Source organism: Massilia aquatica, from assembly GCF_011682045.1.
GTDB classification, from domain to species: Bacteria; Pseudomonadota; Gammaproteobacteria; order Burkholderiales; family Burkholderiaceae_D; genus Telluria_A; species Telluria_A aquatica.
Map to the genome: position 1 here is coordinate 1 of NZ_VVIW01000036.1, position 16,892 is coordinate 16,892.

Annotated in this window: 15 protein-coding genes; 11 read left to right on the forward strand and 4 right to left on the reverse strand. The window is 62.5% G+C overall.

Features of this window, described 5'->3' with window-relative positions:
* Positions 1 to 319: 319 nt before the first annotated feature.
* Positions 320 to 1,426, forward strand: coding sequence for a ferrochelatase (gene hemH, locus F1609_RS31500; RefSeq protein ID WP_167081459.1), 1,107 nt, complete (start codon positions 320 to 322; stop codon positions 1,424 to 1,426).
* Between the two features lie 76 nt (positions 1,427 to 1,502).
* On the opposite strand, the gene F1609_RS31505 is transcribed toward hemH, so the two are convergent.
* Positions 1,503 to 1,667 carry a hypothetical protein gene (locus F1609_RS31505; protein ID WP_167081457.1) on the reverse strand — a complete coding sequence of 55 codons (165 nt, stop codon included), beginning with the start codon at positions 1,665 to 1,667 and terminating at the stop codon, positions 1,503 to 1,505.
* A 179-nt stretch (positions 1,668 to 1,846) separates the two neighbouring features.
* On the opposite strand from F1609_RS31505, the gene grpE reads away from it, so the two are divergent.
* The 4 genes from grpE to can all read left to right on the forward strand — a co-directional run bounded on the left by grpE (position 1,847) and on the right by can (position 6,439).
* Positions 1,847 to 2,383: a nucleotide exchange factor GrpE gene (grpE, locus tag F1609_RS31510; RefSeq protein ID WP_167081461.1), complete on the forward strand. Its 537-nt coding sequence runs from the start codon at positions 1,847 to 1,849 to the stop codon at positions 2,381 to 2,383.
* A gap of 91 nt (positions 2,384 to 2,474) precedes the next feature.
* Positions 2,475 to 4,415, forward strand: a complete 1,941-nt coding sequence (gene dnaK, locus F1609_RS31515) for a molecular chaperone DnaK (RefSeq protein WP_167081463.1) — start codon at positions 2,475 to 2,477, stop codon at positions 4,413 to 4,415.
* Between the two features lie 140 nt (positions 4,416 to 4,555).
* Positions 4,556 to 5,692 carry a molecular chaperone DnaJ gene (dnaJ, locus tag F1609_RS31520; protein ID WP_167081465.1) on the forward strand — a complete coding sequence of 379 codons (1,137 nt, stop codon included), beginning with the start codon at positions 4,556 to 4,558 and terminating at the stop codon, positions 5,690 to 5,692.
* Between the two features lie 87 nt (positions 5,693 to 5,779).
* Positions 5,780 to 6,439, forward strand: coding sequence for a carbonate dehydratase (gene can, locus F1609_RS31525; protein WP_166880165.1), 660 nt, complete (start codon positions 5,780 to 5,782; stop codon positions 6,437 to 6,439).
* Between the two features lie 27 nt (positions 6,440 to 6,466).
* Here the strand turns inward: can and F1609_RS31530 are convergent, their stop codons facing one another.
* On the reverse strand, positions 6,467 to 7,294 hold the full coding sequence (locus tag F1609_RS31530; protein WP_167081467.1) for a hypothetical protein: 828 nt from the start codon (positions 7,292 to 7,294) through the stop codon (positions 6,467 to 6,469).
* A 144-nt stretch (positions 7,295 to 7,438) separates the two neighbouring features.
* On the reverse strand, positions 7,439 to 8,263 hold the full coding sequence (locus F1609_RS31535) for a carbonic anhydrase (RefSeq protein ID WP_229422168.1): 825 nt from the start codon (positions 8,261 to 8,263) through the stop codon (positions 7,439 to 7,441).
* A 223-nt stretch (positions 8,264 to 8,486) separates the two neighbouring features.
* Here F1609_RS31535 and F1609_RS31540 point away from each other — a divergent pair, with 223 nt between their 5' ends.
* A complete protein-coding gene (locus F1609_RS31540) occupies positions 8,487 to 8,855 on the forward strand; it encodes a nucleotide pyrophosphohydrolase (protein WP_167081469.1) in 369 nt (122 codons plus the stop codon).
* A gap of 23 nt (positions 8,856 to 8,878) precedes the next feature.
* On the opposite strand, the gene gabD is transcribed toward F1609_RS31540, so the two are convergent.
* Positions 8,879 to 10,333 carry an NADP-dependent succinate-semialdehyde dehydrogenase gene (gabD, locus tag F1609_RS31545; RefSeq protein WP_167081471.1) on the reverse strand — a complete coding sequence of 485 codons (1,455 nt, stop codon included), beginning with the start codon at positions 10,331 to 10,333 and terminating at the stop codon, positions 8,879 to 8,881.
* A gap of 289 nt (positions 10,334 to 10,622) precedes the next feature.
* Between gabD and F1609_RS31550 the strand changes: the two genes are divergently transcribed.
* From F1609_RS31550 to F1609_RS31570, 5 genes are all read left to right on the forward strand, one after another.
* On the forward strand, positions 10,623 to 11,744 hold the full coding sequence (locus F1609_RS31550; protein ID WP_167081473.1) for a PEP-CTERM sorting domain-containing protein: 1,122 nt from the start codon (positions 10,623 to 10,625) through the stop codon (positions 11,742 to 11,744).
* A 190-nt stretch (positions 11,745 to 11,934) separates the two neighbouring features.
* Positions 11,935 to 12,690: a gamma-glutamyl-gamma-aminobutyrate hydrolase family protein gene (locus F1609_RS31555; protein WP_167081475.1), complete on the forward strand. Its 756-nt coding sequence runs from the start codon at positions 11,935 to 11,937 to the stop codon at positions 12,688 to 12,690.
* 146 nt (positions 12,691 to 12,836) lie between these two features.
* Positions 12,837 to 14,207 carry a glutamine synthetase family protein gene (locus tag F1609_RS31560; protein ID WP_167081477.1) on the forward strand — a complete coding sequence of 457 codons (1,371 nt, stop codon included), beginning with the start codon at positions 12,837 to 12,839 and terminating at the stop codon, positions 14,205 to 14,207.
* Between the two features lie 71 nt (positions 14,208 to 14,278).
* Positions 14,279 to 15,712: an aspartate aminotransferase family protein gene (locus tag F1609_RS31565; protein ID WP_267876827.1), complete on the forward strand. Its 1,434-nt coding sequence runs from the start codon at positions 14,279 to 14,281 to the stop codon at positions 15,710 to 15,712.
* 23 nt (positions 15,713 to 15,735) lie between these two features.
* On the forward strand, positions 15,736 to 16,845 hold the full coding sequence (locus F1609_RS31570; protein WP_167081481.1) for a polyamine ABC transporter substrate-binding protein: 1,110 nt from the start codon (positions 15,736 to 15,738) through the stop codon (positions 16,843 to 16,845).
* Positions 16,846 to 16,892: the final 47 nt, after the last annotated feature.

The window sequence follows — 16,892 nt, forward strand, 5'->3', positions numbered from 1 at the left end:
AGGAGGATGGACCGGCTATGCCAGCGAAGCAAAACCGGGACCGATCACCATGCTGCATGGGCTACAGCGCTTCGACAGCATGGTGCACGGCTGGAAACTTGCAAAAATGTGGGCATAGCATAGCGCGCAGGCGGGAACCCATAGCACCTACGATTAGCGAAAGTGCTATGGATCCCCGCCTGCGCGGGGACGACGTATCTGAGGCTGGTGGTCCTACCGGGTCACGCGGTCTTAAAACCGGTTCAACCCGCGTAAATAATGCTGGGGTTTAACGCAGAACCCTATAATATCGGCTCTTCCGCTCACGATCGCCGACTCCATGTCCTTCCGCAAAGAACCCCCCTTCGCCCACGGCACCCCGACCCGCAACGCCGTGGTGCTGGTCAACCTGGGCACGCCCGACGCGCCGACCACGCAGGCCGTGCGGCGTTACCTGAAGGAATTCCTGTCCGATCCGCGCGTGGTCGAAATTCCGCGCGCCATCTGGTGGATGATCTTGCATCTCATCATACTGCCATTTCGCTCCAGCAAATCGGCCGCGAAATACGCGTCGATCTGGACCAAGGAAGGCTCCCCCCTCAAAGTCCACACCCAGAAGCAAGCCATCCTGCTGCGCGGCCTGCTGGGCGAGCGCGGTCATGATTCGGTGAAAGTGGTGATGGCGATGCGCTACGGCTCGCCGTCGCTGCCGGAAGTGCTGGACCAGCTCAAGGCCGAGAACTGCGAGCGCATCGCCATCCTGCCGGCCTATCCGCAGTACTCGGGCACCACCACCGGCTCGATCAGCGACGCCGTGTTCGCCCATTACGCGGGCGTGCGCAACGTACCGGAACTGCGCATGATCAAGCACTATCACGACAAGGATGGCTACATCGACGCCCTGCGCGATACCGTGCTGGCGCACTGGAAAGTGAACGGGCGCGGCGACAAGCTGGTGATGAGCTTCCACGGCGTGCCGAAACGCACCCTGATGCTGGGCGACCCCTACCACTGCGAGTGCTACAAGACGGCGCGCCTGCTGGCGACCAGGCTGGGCCTGTCATCCGAGCAATACCTGGTCACCTTCCAGTCGCGCTTCGGCAAGGCCGAGTGGCTGCAGCCGTATACGGCGCCGACCCTGGTGCAGATGGCGAAGGATGGCCAGAAGCGCGTCGACCTGATCTGCCCCGGCTTTACCAGCGACTGCCTGGAAACGCTGGAAGAGATCGCCATGGAAGCGAAGCACGACTTCGAGACCGCCGGCGGCCGTGAATTCCACTACATCCCGTGCCTGAACGAGTCGCCCGGCTGGATCGCCGGCCTGGCCGATATTACCGAGCAGCACATGCTGGGATGGGATACGAAAGCCACGCCGGCCCAGCGCGAAGCCGAGAAGCAGGACAAGGAAACGGGCCGCCGCCACGCACTGAAACTGGGCGCAAGCTGACCGCCCGCCGCCCCTGCCGCTCTGCCTACCGCCGGCCTACCGCCGTGCGGCATTGACAGGCGCTATTTGCCGCCTGTTAAAATAGCGTTCCGTGCACACTCAGACCGGCGTAGCAGATCCAGGCCAGCGCGAGCACGGTGTAGGCAACAACGCTGGCGGCAATCAACGGCAACTTCATGTCGAACTCCCTGAAACAGCTTTGCGCGGGCGATGCACGCGCATGCGAGCTGGATGACTTCATGGTAGTCCGGGCCGCCGCGAAAAGAATCCCCTCATTGGTAATATTTGTAACATTGCACTAAAAAGCAACGCTGTAGGATTCCCCTTGAAAATGTAGGTTATAGCCCCATCTGGGTCCCTATGTGGCTAGCAAGACACCTCAAACAATTAGTTAAGTCATTGATTCCAGGAGCTTTTCCGATGCAAGAGCAAGAAAATCCAGAAGTGTCGCAACCGTCCGACGAATCCGTCCAGGCCGCCGCGCCGGTAAATGGCGAGCCGAGCCTCGAAGAGCAGCTCAGCGCCACCGAAGCCAAACTGGCCGAGATGCACGACGCCTTCATGCGTGCCAAGGCCGAAGGCGAGAACATCCGCCGGCGCGCCCAGGAAGACGTCAACAAGGCGCACAAATTCGCCATCGAAAGCTTCGCCGAAGCCATGGTGCCGGTGCGCGACAGCCTCGAAATGGCGCTCAAGGTCGAGTCGCCATCGATCGAGTCGCTGAAGGAAGGCGTCGAAATGACCCTCAAGCAGCTGACCTCGGCGTTCGAGAAGAACAAGCTGGTCGAAGTGCTGCCGGCCCAGGGCGACAAGCTCGATCCGATGAAGCACCAGGCCGTGGCCGTGGTCCCGGCCGAGCAGGAAGCCAATACCGTGGTCAGCGTGCTGCAAAAAGGCTATATGATCGCCGACCGTTTGTTGCGTCCAGCCATCGTTACCGCAGCGCAAGCAAAATAAATACGGTGTGCTCTCTTGCAAGGTCTTGAAAGCACGCAGTTTTTCCACATATTCAAGTCATCTGAAACTAAGTAATTAAAAGGAAAAAATCATGGGCAGAATTATCGGTATTGACCTTGGCACGACGAACTCTTGCGTGGCCATCATGGAAAACGGTCAGCCAAAGGTAATCGAGAACGCAGAAGGCGCGCGTACGACGCCTTCCATTATTGCTTACCAAGAAGATGGCGAAATCCTCGTTGGCGCACCGGCCAAGCGCCAGGCCGTCACCAATCCGAAGAACACGTTGTTCGCGGTCAAGCGCCTGATCGGCCGTAAGTTCGACGAAAAAGAAGTGCAGAAAGATATCGGCCTGATGCCATATTCGATCATCAAAGCCGACAACGGCGATGCATGGATCGGCGTGCGCGACAAAAAACTGGCGGCTCAGCAAATCTCCGCTGAAGTCCTGCGCAAAATGAAAAAAACCGCTGAAGACTACCTCGGCGAAGAAGTGACCGAAGCGGTCATCACCGTGCCTGCGTACTTCAACGATTCGCAGCGCCAGGCCACCAAAGACGCCGGCCGTATCGCCGGTCTCGACGTCAAGCGCATCATCAACGAGCCAACCGCGGCAGCGCTGGCGTTCGGCCTCGACAAAACCGACAAGGGCGACCGCAAGATCGCCGTGTATGACCTGGGCGGCGGCACGTTCGACGTCTCGATCATCGAAATCGCCGATGTCGATGGCGAAAAGCAGTTCGAAGTGCTGTCCACCAACGGCGACACTTTCCTCGGCGGCGAAGACTTCGACCAGCGCATCATCGATTACATCATCGACGAATTCAAGAAGATCAACGGCCTGGACCTGAAAAAAGATCCGATCGCCCTGCAGCGCATCAAGGCCTCGGCCGAGCGCGCCAAGATCGAACTGTCGTCCTCGCAGCAGACCGAAATCAACGAGCCGTACATCGCCATGGCGAACGGCGCGCCGGTCCACCTGAACCTGAAAATGACCCGCGCCAAGCTCGAATCGCTGGTCGAGGAACTGATCGCGGCCACCATCGAGCCATGCAAGATGGCGATCAAGGATGCCGGCGTCAAAGTGTCCGACATCGACGACATCATCCTGGTCGGCGGCATGACCCGTATGCCGAAGGTGCAGGAAAAGGTCAAGGAATTCTTCGGCAAGGAGCCGCGCAAGGACGTCAATCCGGATGAAGCCGTCGCTGTCGGCGCCGCCATCCAGGGCGCCGTGCTGTCGGGCGAGCGCAAGGACTTGCTGCTGCTGGACGTGACCCCGCTGTCGCTGGGTATCGAAACCATGGGCGGCGTGATGACCAAGATGATCCACAAGAACACCACGATCCCGACCAAGTTCAGCCAGGTGTTTTCGACCGCCGAAGACAACCAGCCTGCGGTGACGATCAAGGTGTTCCAGGGCGAGCGTGAAATCGCGGCCGGCAACAAGGGCCTGGGCGAATTCAACCTCGAAGGCATCCCGCCGGCATCGCGCGGCACGCCGCAGATCGAAGTGACCTTCGACATCGACGCCAACGGCATTTTGCACGTCGGCGCGAAAGACAAGGCCACCGGCAAAGAGAACAAGATCACGATCAAGGCCAACTCCGGCCTGACCGAAGCCGAAATCCAGAAAATGGTGAAAGACGCCGAAGTCAACGCCGAAGAAGACAAGAAGGTCAAGGAACTGGCCGAATCGCGCAACCAGGCCGATAACCTGGTGCACTCGACCCGCAAGTCGCTGACCGAATACGGCGACAAGCTCGACGCTGGCGAGAAAGAAGCCATTGACGCGGCGATCACCGACGTCGAAGGCGCGATCAAGTCCGGCGACAAGGCCGAGATCGATGCCAAGATCGAAAAACTGTCGGCTGCGTCGCAAAAGCTGGGCGAGAAGATGTACGCCGACCAGCAGGCGCAGCAAGCTGCCGGCGGCGCTGACGCCGGCCAGCAGGCAGGCGGCGCTGAAGGCAAGCCTGCCCAGGACGACGTGATCGACGCCGACTTCAAGGAAGTCAAAGACGCCAAGTAATTGATGCCGGTGCAAGGTGCGGGCTGCTGCAGAGCAGCCCGCGCCAAATCGAGCAAAGGCGACGACAAGCCGAGCCCTCCCGCGGCTCGGTTTTTTTGCATAAACAGTAGCGTAGTAGCTAGACAGCAAGGTGCCGACAAATGGCAAAGCGTGATTTTTATCAGATCCTCGGGGTCGCCAAGAATGCTTCTGAAGAAGAAATCAAGAAGTCGTATCGCAAGCTTGCGATGAAATACCATCCGGACCGCAATCCGGACAGTAAGGAATCGGAAGAGAAGTTCAAGGAAGTCAAAGAAGCGTACGAAATGCTGACCAATCCGGAGAAGCGCGAAGCGTACGACCGCTATGGTCACGCGGGTGTCGATCCGAACATGGGTGGCGGCGGCGGTGGCGGCTTCGGCGGCGGCGCCGGTGGTTTCCCGGACAGCTTCGGCGATATCTTCGGCGACATTTTCGGCGGCGGCGGCCGCGGGCGCAGTTCCGGCCCGCAGGTGTACCGCGGCGCCGACATGCGCATGGGCTTCGAGATCACGCTCGAGCAGGCGGCGCACGGCCACACCCAGGAATTGCGCATCCCGAGCTGGGACAAGTGCGAAACCTGCCACGGCAGCGGCGCCAAGCCGGGCACCTCGCCGGTCACCTGCACCCAGTGCGGCGGCCACGGCCAGACGCGCGTGCAGCAAGGCTTCTTCAGCATCCAGCAAACCTGCTCGCGTTGCCAGGGCAGCGGCAAGATCATTGCCGAACCGTGCGCGCCGTGCGGCGGCGAAGGCATGATCAAGCGCCAGAAGATCCAGGAAGTCAGTATTCCGGCCGGTATCGAAAGCGGCGTCAGCATCCGTTACAAGGGACTCGGCCAGCCGGGCACCAACGGCGGGCCGCCGGGCGACCTGTTGATCGAAGTACGGGTCAAGCCGCACTCGGTGTTCAACCGCGAAGGCGACGACCTGCATTGCGAAATGCCGATCTCATTCGTCAAGGCAACCCTGGGCGGCGAAATCGAAGTGCCTACCCTGTCCGGCAAGGTCTCGTTTGCGATTCCTGAAGGCACGCAATCGGGCCGCACGTTCCGCCTGAAAGCGAAGGGCATCAAGGGCATGCGTTCCGGCTATCCGGGTGACCTGTTCTGCCACGTGGCGGTCGAAACGCCGGTCAAGCTGACCGACAAGCAAAAAGACCTGCTGCGCGAATTCGAGCGCCTGACGGTCGAAGGCGGCGGCAAGCATAGTCCGCAGAGCAAGGGCTGGATGGACAAGGTGAAAGATTTTTTCGAATAAGGCGGGCCTAGCCACGCGTATTCATTCAACCGCTGAATTCGGCCCACGGCCCTGTCAGCGGTTTTTTTTCGAACACACAGGACAGATATGACTCAAGCACAATACGATATCGACGCGCTCTTCAAACGCAACCGCGACTGGGCTGCGGCGATGGTGGCCCGGGATGAGAATTTCTTCAAGGCCCTGACCGCCCAGCAGTCGCCGGAGTATCTGTGGATCGGCTGTTCCGACAGCCGCGTGCCGGCCAATGAGCTGCTGGGACTGGCGCCGGGCGAACTGTTCGTCCATCGCAATATCGCCAACGTGGTGGTGCATTCCGACCTGAACTGCCTGACCGTGTTGCAGTTCGCCATCGACGTGCTCAAGGTCAAGCACGTCATCATTTGCGGGCACTACGGCTGCTCGGGCGTGCACGCGGCCATGATCAACAAGCGCGTGGGCCTGGCCGACAACTGGCTGCGCCATGTGCAGGATGTGCAGCAAAAGCACGAAAAATACCTGGGCGATGTATTGCCGTCGCGCGCGCGCGCCGACCGCTTGTGCGAGCTGAACGTGACCGAGCAGGTGGTCAACACAGCGCAAACCACGGTGGTGCAGGATGCCTGGGAACGCGGCCAGCCGCTGACGGTGCACGGCTGGGTGTACGGCCTGCACGACGGCTTGCTGCGCGACCTGGGCATGAGCGTGAGCGGCGCCGATGAACTGGCGCCGAAACTGGCGGCGCGCTTGCTCGAGTATCAGGAATAAACGCGGCGGGGCGCGCGCCTCCCCTGGTCAGGGTGTCTGGCCAGGCGCCAGGCACATGTAGAATTTGCCGTCGTTTCTCGTCACTTTGACACCGGCGAACTTACCTTCCGCCACGACGATATCGACATTGTGATCCTCGCGCGTCCTGGCGTTATAGGTAAATTTCTTCGACCCATACTCACCCATGTGCAACATGATCATCTCGGTGTTGCCTTGTTTTAGGTCATATTCCTGATCGAACACGCGCAGCACACCCTGTTGCACGCGGTAGGTGATCGGGTATTTCTTTTTCTTGCTGCCATTCGTCACGCAGCTGAGTTCCATTTCGACATCGAGCACGTGGCCGTACAGCGAGAAAAGCGTGGGCGCCTGCAGAGGTTTGGGCACCGGTACCGTACATTGGACCGCCAACTGATCGTCTATGACGGCAATGTAGATGTTCCCTTGCTCGCTCCCGGCAATGGCAAGGTGAACGTCGTTGTCGCTTGCGTTTACCTGGAGCTTGAGCGCCCCGTCTGGAGCCAGGCTGCGCAGCAGGGAGACATCGTCCCGCAGGACGCCTTTCATCTTCCCGGATGAGAACGTTCCGTCCTCCGCAATGCGAATCGAGCCTCCGGGGCGCTTGCTATCCGCGACCTTGACCTGTTCCTGTGTACAGTCGGCGTCGTAGGTCCCCGCAAGCAGCTTGAGCAGCGGCGCCGAGCCGTACCAGACCGGTGCCGCTGACGCTGGTGCTGGTGCGGCTGCCGGTGCGGCAGCTGCGGCCGTGGAGCTGAACAGGAGGGCAGCGCACCCGCCCACGACAGCCGCGACGCAGCGCGCCGTCATCGGAACAGCATGAAATTGAACTGCCATGGCCTGCGACTCCAGTCTTGATTAGATTGCCAGAGCGGCCATTTTGGTTGTTAAGTAACTTTTTGTCAACGAAACACATGTCGTTCATCGAGCTCAAACGCCCGACAATTGCCCCGCCAGCAGGTTCGCGGCGGGGATCCCGGTTTAGTTGTTTTCCTTGATCACACGTCCGTTCAGGTGCTGCACCGGACGGGCGTTGTGCTTGTACAGCTTGTGAAACTGGGCCAGCTGCGCCTTCGACATGTCGACCGGCGTCTTCAGCACGAACCAGTTCGCTTCTTCGCTGCACGGCGGCGTGGTCAGCGAGCCGGGGAAGTTGTAATAACCCTGGGTCGGCGGCAAAATGCCCATCATGTCGATGGTCACGCCATCGACCGCCTGCTCGACTTCGGCTTCCTTCGGCAGGTTGTTGAAGATATTTGTCAGCGCCGGGTTTTCCTTGCCCAGCTTGAACAGCACCGCGACCACGGCCAGCTTGTTGTCCGCGTTCTTGTGCACCAGGTGCAGTCCCAGCGGATACTGCTTGCCGTTGATGCGCTCTTCGCTCGGCGTATGGAAATGAAATTGCAGCAATTCATGGCGCACGCCGCTGATCGAGATCCCGCTGCCCGGCGCATAATTGACCTGCACCGTGTGGCCGTTATCGATGATCCTCAAAGGCGACGGCTGGTATTCGAACAGGATCGGGGCGAGCGTGGACTTGGTCGTCGCGTTGGTGCGGATATCGATCGGCGACTGTGCGTGACCGGTCTTGCAGACCACATAGTCGGACTTGATGCCGCCCCAGCGCTTCGGCCCGGTCTTGCCGGAATAGGTCCACTCATGCGGGGCGTGGGCGCCGTGGGCGGCGGGTGCCGCCGGTGCTGCTGCCGCGGCCGGCGCTGGCGCCTCGGCCGGGTCCTGGGCTTGCACCGGCAATGGCAGGATGGCGGCCAGCGCCAGCGAAACGACGGTCATACGTGAAAACATGTGAATTCCTTTGATCGAATGGGGTAACGTATGGAGTGGCGTCGCGGCGGGGGCATGGCCGCACAAAACACAGGGACGCGTCGTGGCGCTCGCTCTGTCCGGCAATACTATCTTGTCCTAGCGCAAGTAAATACAAGAAAGTACGTACTTGCTGCAAGGAAACAACACACTGCTGGCGCGGCCCCGTCCGCCCAAGCGTGGAAAATATTAATGGAGTAATAATTTGAATCAGGACATTCATCGGCTGGACACCATTCGGACCCTGGCGCGCACCTTTGTCGAGGAACGCGACTGGGGCCAGTTCCATACGCCTAAGAATCTATCGTCGGCGCTGTCGGTGGAAGCGGCCGAGCTGCTGGAACATTTCCAGTGGCTCAAGACGGGCACGCAGGAAGAACTCGGTGCGGAAAAACTTGTGCAGGTGCGCCACGAAATGGCCGACGTGCTGGTCTACCTGGTGTTGCTGGCGGACCAGCTCGATGTCGACCTGGGCGCGGCGGTGCAGGAAAAGATGGTGCTCAACCGGGCCAAATACCCGGCCGATAAGGTGCGCGGCGATGCGCGCAAATACCACGAATACCCGCCGGACTGAGCCGGCGGGAATGCCAGCCAGCCTTACAGCCCGCCCATGCAGATGTACTTGATGACCAGGTAGTCGTCGATGCCGTAGCGCGAGCCTTCGCGGCCCAGGCCCGACTGCTTGACGCCGCCGAACGGCGCCACCTCGGTCGAAATCAGGCCGGTGTTCACGCCCACCATGCCGGTTTCCAGGGCATCGGCCACGCGCCACACGCGCCCGATGTCGCGCGAGTAAAAGTAGGCCGCCAGCCCGAACTCGGTATCGTTGGCCATGGCGATGACATCGTCCTCGGTATCGAAGCGGAACAGGGGCGCGAGCGGGCCGAAGGTTTCTTCGGTGGCCACCTGCATCTTGGATGTGACGTCGGCCAGCACGGTCGGCTCGAAGAAGCTGTGGCCGAGCGCGTGGCGCTTGCCGCCGGTGAGCAGGCGCGCGCCTTTCGCGAGCGCGTCGGCGATGTGCTCCTCGACCTTGAGCACGGCTTTTTCTTCGATCAGCGGGCCCTGGGTCACGCCCACGTCCTGGCCGTTGCCGACCTTGAGCCTGGCCACCGCCGCCACCAGTTTTTCGGCAAAGCGCTCGTACACGCCATCCTGCACATACAGGCGGTTGGCGCACACGCAGGTCTGGCCGGCGTTGCGGTATTTGGACGCAATCGCGCCTTCGACCGCCGCATCGAGGTCGGCATCGTCGAACACGATGAAGGGCGCGTTGCCGCCCAATTCCAGCGACAGCTTCTTGATGGTCGGCGCGCATTGCTCCATCAGCACGCGGCCGACCTGGGTCGAGCCGGTGAAGGTGAGTTTGCGCACCAGCGGATTGCTTGTCATCTCGGCGCCGATCGCCTTCGAGTCGCCCGTGATGACGCTCAACACGCCCTTCGGCACGCCGGCGCGCTCGGCCAGTTCGGCCAGCGCCAGCGCCGAGAACGGGGTCAGCTCGGCCGGCTTGACCACCATCGGGCAGCCGGCCGCCAAGGCCGGACCGACCTTGCGCGTGATCATCGCCGCCGGGAAATTCCACGGCGTAATCGCCGCGCACACGCCGATCGGCTCCTTGGTCACCACCAGGCGGCGGTCGGGCCATGGCGATTGCAGGGTGTCGCCCTCGATGCGCTTGCCTTCTTCGGCAAACCACTCGATGAAGGAGGCGGCGTAGGCGATTTCGCCTTTCGATTCGGTGAGCGGCTTGCCTTGTTCGGCGGTCATGATCAGGGCCAGGTCGTCGGCGTTTTCGATCATCAGGTCGTTCCATTTGCGCAGGATGACGCTGCGTTCGCGCGCGCTTTTCTTGCGCCAGGCCGGCCAGGCCACGTTGGCGGCGGCAATCGCCCGCGCGGCGTCATCCTGGCCCATGCGCGGCACGGTGCCGAGCGTCTCGCCGGTGGCCGGGTTGGTGACCGTGATGGTGGCGGCATCGCTCGCATCGCACCATTCGCCGTCGATAAAACATTGCTGCCGCAGCAGCGCAGGGTCTTTCAGATTCAACATGGCAGGGCTTTCTTGATCAGGCTTGGCGCGTGGCCGGGAAATCATCTTAGCGTTTTTTGCAACTGGTTGCCGGGCAGCCGCGCGCGCGTGGCGCGATGCTTTCCGAGAAGCAGCATTTGCTTGCCGCCGTCTTGATTGCGCGCAGGCGATCCGCATTCTGCGCGGAACTTTTTGCGGCGGCGCAAGCCCGCGTGCCCGGCCGCGACCATGCTGAGCGATGGCGGCGCCGCTGTTGGCGTTGCCCGGTATCCCTGCGGGGACCGCAACCCCGCTCATGCTGAGGTGCCCTATGCGTCAACTTGCCCGTTCCCTTCCCGCACTGCTGCTGTGCGCCGCCTGCCTGCCGGCGCTGGCCGCCCAAGCGCCGCGCTACCGCATCACCACCATCCTGGCCGGCCAGTTCGACTATGTCGAAGCGACCGGCATCAACAGCCGCGGCGACGTGGTGGGCGGCACCTATGTGACCGGCCAGGAGTGGCGCGGCTACCTGTTCGCCGACGGCCGCACCACGCAGCTGGGCAGCCTGGGCGGCCAGTACACGCGGGTGCAGGCCATCAACGAGGCGCGCCAGATCGTGGGCGAATCGAAGACGCCGGATGGCATCAGCCACGCGGTCATGTTCAGCGGCGCCACGGTAACCAACCTGACGCCCTGGGCGCTGCGGGAAAGCGGCGCCTCCGCCATCAACAACGCCGGCACCGCGGTCGGCGCGATTCCCTGCGACTGCCTGGATTTCCACGCGGCGCGCTTCATGCGCGGCGGCGTGTCCGACCTGGGCACGCTGGGCGGCAAGTCGAGCAACGCCGACGGCATCAACAATGCCGGGCAAATCGTCGGCTGGGCCGCGCTGGCCGGCCCTTACACCCCGCGTGCCTTTTTGTACGAGCAGGGCCGCATGCGCGACCTCGGCACCCTGGGCGGCGAATGGTCGAGCGCGAGCGCGATCAACGAGGCCGGACACGTCGCCGGCAGCTCGGCCTTGGGCGGGCAGGCGGGCGACCATGCCTTTTTGTACGTGAACGGCGTGATGAGCGATTTGGGCGCCTTGTCCGGCATGGACAGCGCGGCGCGCGGCATGAACAATGCCGGCCAGGTGGTGGGGCTGTCCTATCAGGGCTGGGACATCAACGAGGCGGTGCTGTGGGAGGGCGGCTCGCTGTTCAATCTGAACAGCCTGATCGACCCGGCCTCCGGCTGGCACCTGACCGATGCCGGCGCCATCAACGACCTGGGGCAGATTGCCGCCAGCGGCTGCCATCAGGGGCTGGGCGTGTGCGGCATGCTGCGGCTCGATCCGGCCGCCAGCATGGCGCCGGTGCCGGAAGCGTCGACCTGGGCCATGCTGGCCGCCGGGCTGGCGCTGGTGGGCGTAAGGGGCCGGCGGCGCCGCCAGGAAGATAGTTTCCATTAAGAAATATGAGGCGGTGGCGGTTCGTGTTGGCATGTTTGACAACTTGCCGGTAAGCTCTAACTGTGGTCAGGCGCATTGATCTGCGCCAAACCTATGTTGTCCATTTGAGATGGATCAAGCAGCACTCGCCATCAGGCCGATAAGCCATTATGATGATCCGGGTGCGTCATTCGTTCCTATACCGACAATCATGCGCCGCCCTATCGTCCTCGTTCCCGCCTGCACGCGCCAGATCGGACCTCATCCGTATCACGCCGCGCAGCTTAAATATGTCGACGCCGTCGTCCTCGGCGCCGACTGCGCTCCCATGGTCCTGCCCGCGCTCGGCGCCGCGCTCGACCTGGAGGCTTCCCTGTCCGTGTGCGACGGCATCATGCTGACCGGCTCGGCCTCGAACGTCCATCCGAGCCATTACAACCAGGATGTGTACGACCCGAGCCTGCCGCAGGACCCGGCGCGCGACGCCACCACCTTGCCGCTGATCCGCGCCGCGCTGGAGCGCGGCATCCCGATCATCGCGGTGTGCCGCGGTTTCCAGGAGATGAACGTGGCCCTCGGCGGCAGCCTGCACCAGGCGGTGCAGGAAGTCGAAGGCAAGATGGACCACCGCGAAGACCCGCACGCTTCCATCGACGACCAGTACCGCCCGGCCCACGACGTGATCGTTACCCCCGGCGGCGCCTTCCAGCGCATGCTCGGTGGCGCGACGCGTATCGCCGTCAATTCGCTGCACGGGCAGGGCATCGACCGGCTCGCGCCCGGCATCGCCATCGAAGCGGTCTCGCACGACGGCCTGGTGGAAGCGTTTTCGGTGCCGTCCGCGCCCGGCTTTACCCTGGCCGTGCAGTGGCATCCCGAGTGGCTGATCCTGGAAAACCCGGCCTCGATGGCCATGTTCGGCGCCTTCGGTCTGGCTTGCCGCGCTTTCCAGGCGGGGCGCGCATGAACATCCGCAGCGCCAGCCGCTACGAAAAGTGGGCCCTCTGCTGCGTGCCGTAGCGCCGCTTGCTATCGTCGATTCCACAGCACGCGCGCGGCATGTGCCTGCGCGCGTATGAGCAAAATTAGAGCGCCAACTACAGAGAGAACATCATGGCAATTCGCGAAAACTTCACCTACACCGACATGGACCTGTGGCTCAACGAGAAACGGGTCACCGAAATCGAATGCCTGATTCCCGACTTGACCGGGGTCGCGCGCGGCAAGATCCTCCCGCGCGGTAAATTCACGCAGGAGCGCGGCATGCGCATTCCCGAGGCGGTACTGGGCATGACCGTGACCGGCAATTACCCGATCGACGACGAAGCCTACGACCGCGCCATCTCGGCCACCGACCGCGACATGATCCTGAAGGCCGATCCGACCACCATCACCATGGTGCCGTGGGCGGTCGACCCGACCGCGCAGGTGATCCACGACTGCTATTTCGCCGACGGCAAACTGGTCGACTTCGCGCCGCGCACGGTGCTGCGCCGCGTCCTCAAGCTGTACGCCGACAAGGGCTGGAAGCCGGTGGTCGCGCCCGAACTCGAGTTCTACCTGACCGCCAAGAACATCGACCCCGACCTGCCGCTCAAACCGCCGATCGGCCGCAGCGGCCGCGCCGAAACCAGCCGCCAGGTCTACAGCATCGACGCCGTCAACGAATTCGATCCGCTGTTCGAAGACATTTACGACTACTGCGAACTGATGAACCTCGACGTCGACACCCTGATCCACGAGATCGGCGCCGGCCAGATGGAAATCAACTTCCTGCATGGCGATCCGCTCGGTCTCGCCGACAAGGTGTTCTTCTTCAAGCGCACCCTGCGCGAAGCGGCGCTCAAGCACGATATGTACGCCACCTTCATGGCCAAGCCGATGGCCGGCGAACCCGGTTCGGCCATGCACGTGCACCAGAGCGTGGTCGATACCAAGACCGGCCTGAATATCTTCAGCAGCGAAGACGGCTCGGCCTCGCCCCTGTTCAAGCAGTACATCGGCGGCCTGCAGCGCTACATGCCGTCGGCCATGGCGATCGTCGCGCCGTACGTCAATTCGTACCGCCGCATCGTGCGCCACACCGCCGCCCCGATCAACATCCAGTGGGGCCTGGACAACCGCACGGTGGGCTTTCGCGTACCGGAATCGGGCGTGCAGGACCGGCGCGTGGAAAACCGCATCATCGGCGCCGACGCCAATCCCTACCTGGCGCTGGCCGTGACCCTTGCCTGCGGCTACCTCGGCATGACCGAGCAGCTCGAACCGACCCCGATGATGAACGGCAGCGCCTATGAAATGCCGTTCGAGCTGCCGCAAGGCCTGCCCGAAGCGCTGCACCTGCTGCGCGCCGAGGACAAGCTGCGCACGGTGCTGGGCGAGCGCTTCATCGACGTGTATGCGGCCATCAAGGACCTGGAACACCAGGAGTTCATGACCGTCATCAGCCCGTGGGAACGCGAACACCTGCTACTGCACGTGTAAGCGTCACGCAGCACCAGCAACGATAACCATAACAATAACGATAAACGAGGTCCATCATGACAGCCAACCCCATGGTCCCCAGCGCCGAGCTGGTCGCGTCGGTCAAGGCCGCCACGCACGACGTCTACGACACTGCCGAAATCCAGCGCCAGGACGCGGCGCACTACATGCATCCCTTCACCGACCACAAGGCGCTGGGCGAACGCGGCGCGCGCGTGATGGTGCGCGGCGACGGCATTTACCTGTGGGATTCGGAAGGCAACAAGATCCTCGACGGCATGTCCGGCCTGTGGTGCGTGAACGTCGGCTACGGGCGCACCAGCATCTCGGACGCGGTCTACCGCCAGATGCAGACGCTGCCCTTCTATAACAGCTTCTTCAACACCACCAACGTGCCGGCCACCCGCCTGGCCGCGCTGCTGGTCGAGATTTCGCCGCCCCAGTTCAACCACGTGTTCTTCACCGGCTCCGGCTCGGAAGCGAACGACACCAACCTGCGCATGGTGCGCCGCTACTGGGACCTCAAGGGCCAGCCGCAGCGCCACACCATCATCAGTCGCTACAACGCCTACCACGGCAGCACCGTGGCCGGCGCGGCGCTGGGCGGCATGGCGGGCATGCACGAGCAAGGCGGCATGATTCCGGGGATCGAGCATATCGGCCAGCCAAACTACCTGGAAAACGGCAGCGGCATGACGCCCGGGGAATTCGGCATCGTGGCGGCCGGCTGGCTCGAAGCCAAAATCCTGGAAGTCGGCGCCGACAAGGTGGCCGCCTTCATCGGCGAACCGGTGCAGGGCGCCGGCGGCGTGATCATTCCCCCGGCCACCTACTGGCCCGAAATTCAACGCATCTGCGACAAGTACGGCGTGCTCTTGATCGCCGATGAAGTCATTTGCGGGTTTGGCCGTCTTGGTACATGGTTTGGCTCCGAGTTGATGCAGATCAAACCTGATCTGATTACATTCGCGAAGGGTGTGACCTCGGGATATGTTCCTCTTGGTGGCGTGCTGGTCGGTGACCGGGTTGCAAGCGTGTTGATCAACGAAGGCGGCGACTTCAATCATGGTTTCACGTATTCGGGGCACCCGGTGGCCTGCGCGGCGGCGCTGGAGAACATCCGCATCCTGATGGACGAGCGCCTGGTGCAGCAGGTGGCGCAAGACACCGGCCCGTACCTGAAAGAGAAGTTCGAAGCGCTGATGGACCACCCGCTGGTGGGTTACGCCGACACCTGCGGTTTCGTGGCGGGGCTGAACCTGGTGCGCAAGAAGGCCGCAGCGGTGCACGACTGCGAGTACTTCGATCCGGACCAGGGCGTGGGCATGATCTGCCGCGGCTACATGTTCGCCAACGGGATCATCATGCGCGCCGTGGGCGACCGGATGATCATCGCGCCGCCGCTGGTGATGACGCGCGCGCAAATCGACGAAATGATTTTCAAGATCAGGTACTGCCTCGAGGCCACCCTGATCGACTTGCAGAAGCGGGGCTGGGTAGCTTGAACCAACGTTGAACCGGAGGCAGGATGAAGACGATACGCCGCATCGCACTCAGCTTCATCCTCGGCCTCGCGGCCGCCGCCAGCGTGGCGGTGGCCGCGCCGCCGGAAGAGAAAGTCCTCAACATCTACAACTGGTCCGACTACATCGCCGAAGACACGGTCCGCAACTTCGAAAAGGAAACCGGCATCAAGGTCCGCTACGATGTCTTCGACAGCAACGAAGTCCTGCACGCCAAGCTCACCGCCGGCAAAACCGGCTACGACATCGTGGTCCCCACCGCGCACTGGGCGCGCCTGCAGATCGACGGCGGCCTGCTGCGCCCCCTCGACAAGGCCAGCCTGCCTTACCTGTCCAATCTCGACCCGACCCTGCAGGACCTGGTGAAGCGGGTCGACCCGGACAACAAGCACCTGGTGGTCTGGCTGTGGGGCTACACCACGCTCGGCATCAACGTCGACAAGGTCAAGGCGGCCCTCGGCTCCTTGCCCATGCCGGCCAATGTGTGGGACCTGGTGTTCGATGCGCGCTACGCCAGCAGGCTGACCTCGTGCGGCATTTCGTTCCTGGACTCGCCGTCCGAAGTGCTGCCCGCCGCGCTGCTCTACATGGGCAAACCGGCCTATTCGAAGAACAGCGCCGATTACCAGGACGCCGGCCGCATGCTGCAGGCGATCCGGCCGTCGGTGACCCTGTTCAGCTCCTCCGGCTACATCAACGACCTGGCCAACGGCGCGCTGTGCGTCTCGCTCGGCTGGTCGGGCGACATCAACATCGCGCGCCAGCGCGCCATCGACAACAAGAATGGCCACAACATCGTGGCGCTGGTGCCCAAGACAGCCACTTTGATGTTCGACACCATGGCCATTCCGGCCGACGCCCCGCATCCTGCCAATGCCCACCTGTGGATCAACTATATCCTGCGCCCCGAAGTGCACGCGACCCTGACCAACAAGGTCTTCTACGCCAATCCGAACAAGGCCGCCACGCCGATGGTGCGGCCCGAGATCGCCAACAACCGCACGGTCTACCTGTCGGATGCCGACAAGCAGCGCATGGTGGTGCCCGAACCCCTGAGCGCCGACGCGCGCCGCACCATGACGCGCGTATTTACCCGCTTTAAGACCGGCATGTAATCATTTTGCCTGCATACCCGCGTATGTCCGATAAAATTGCGGCTTTG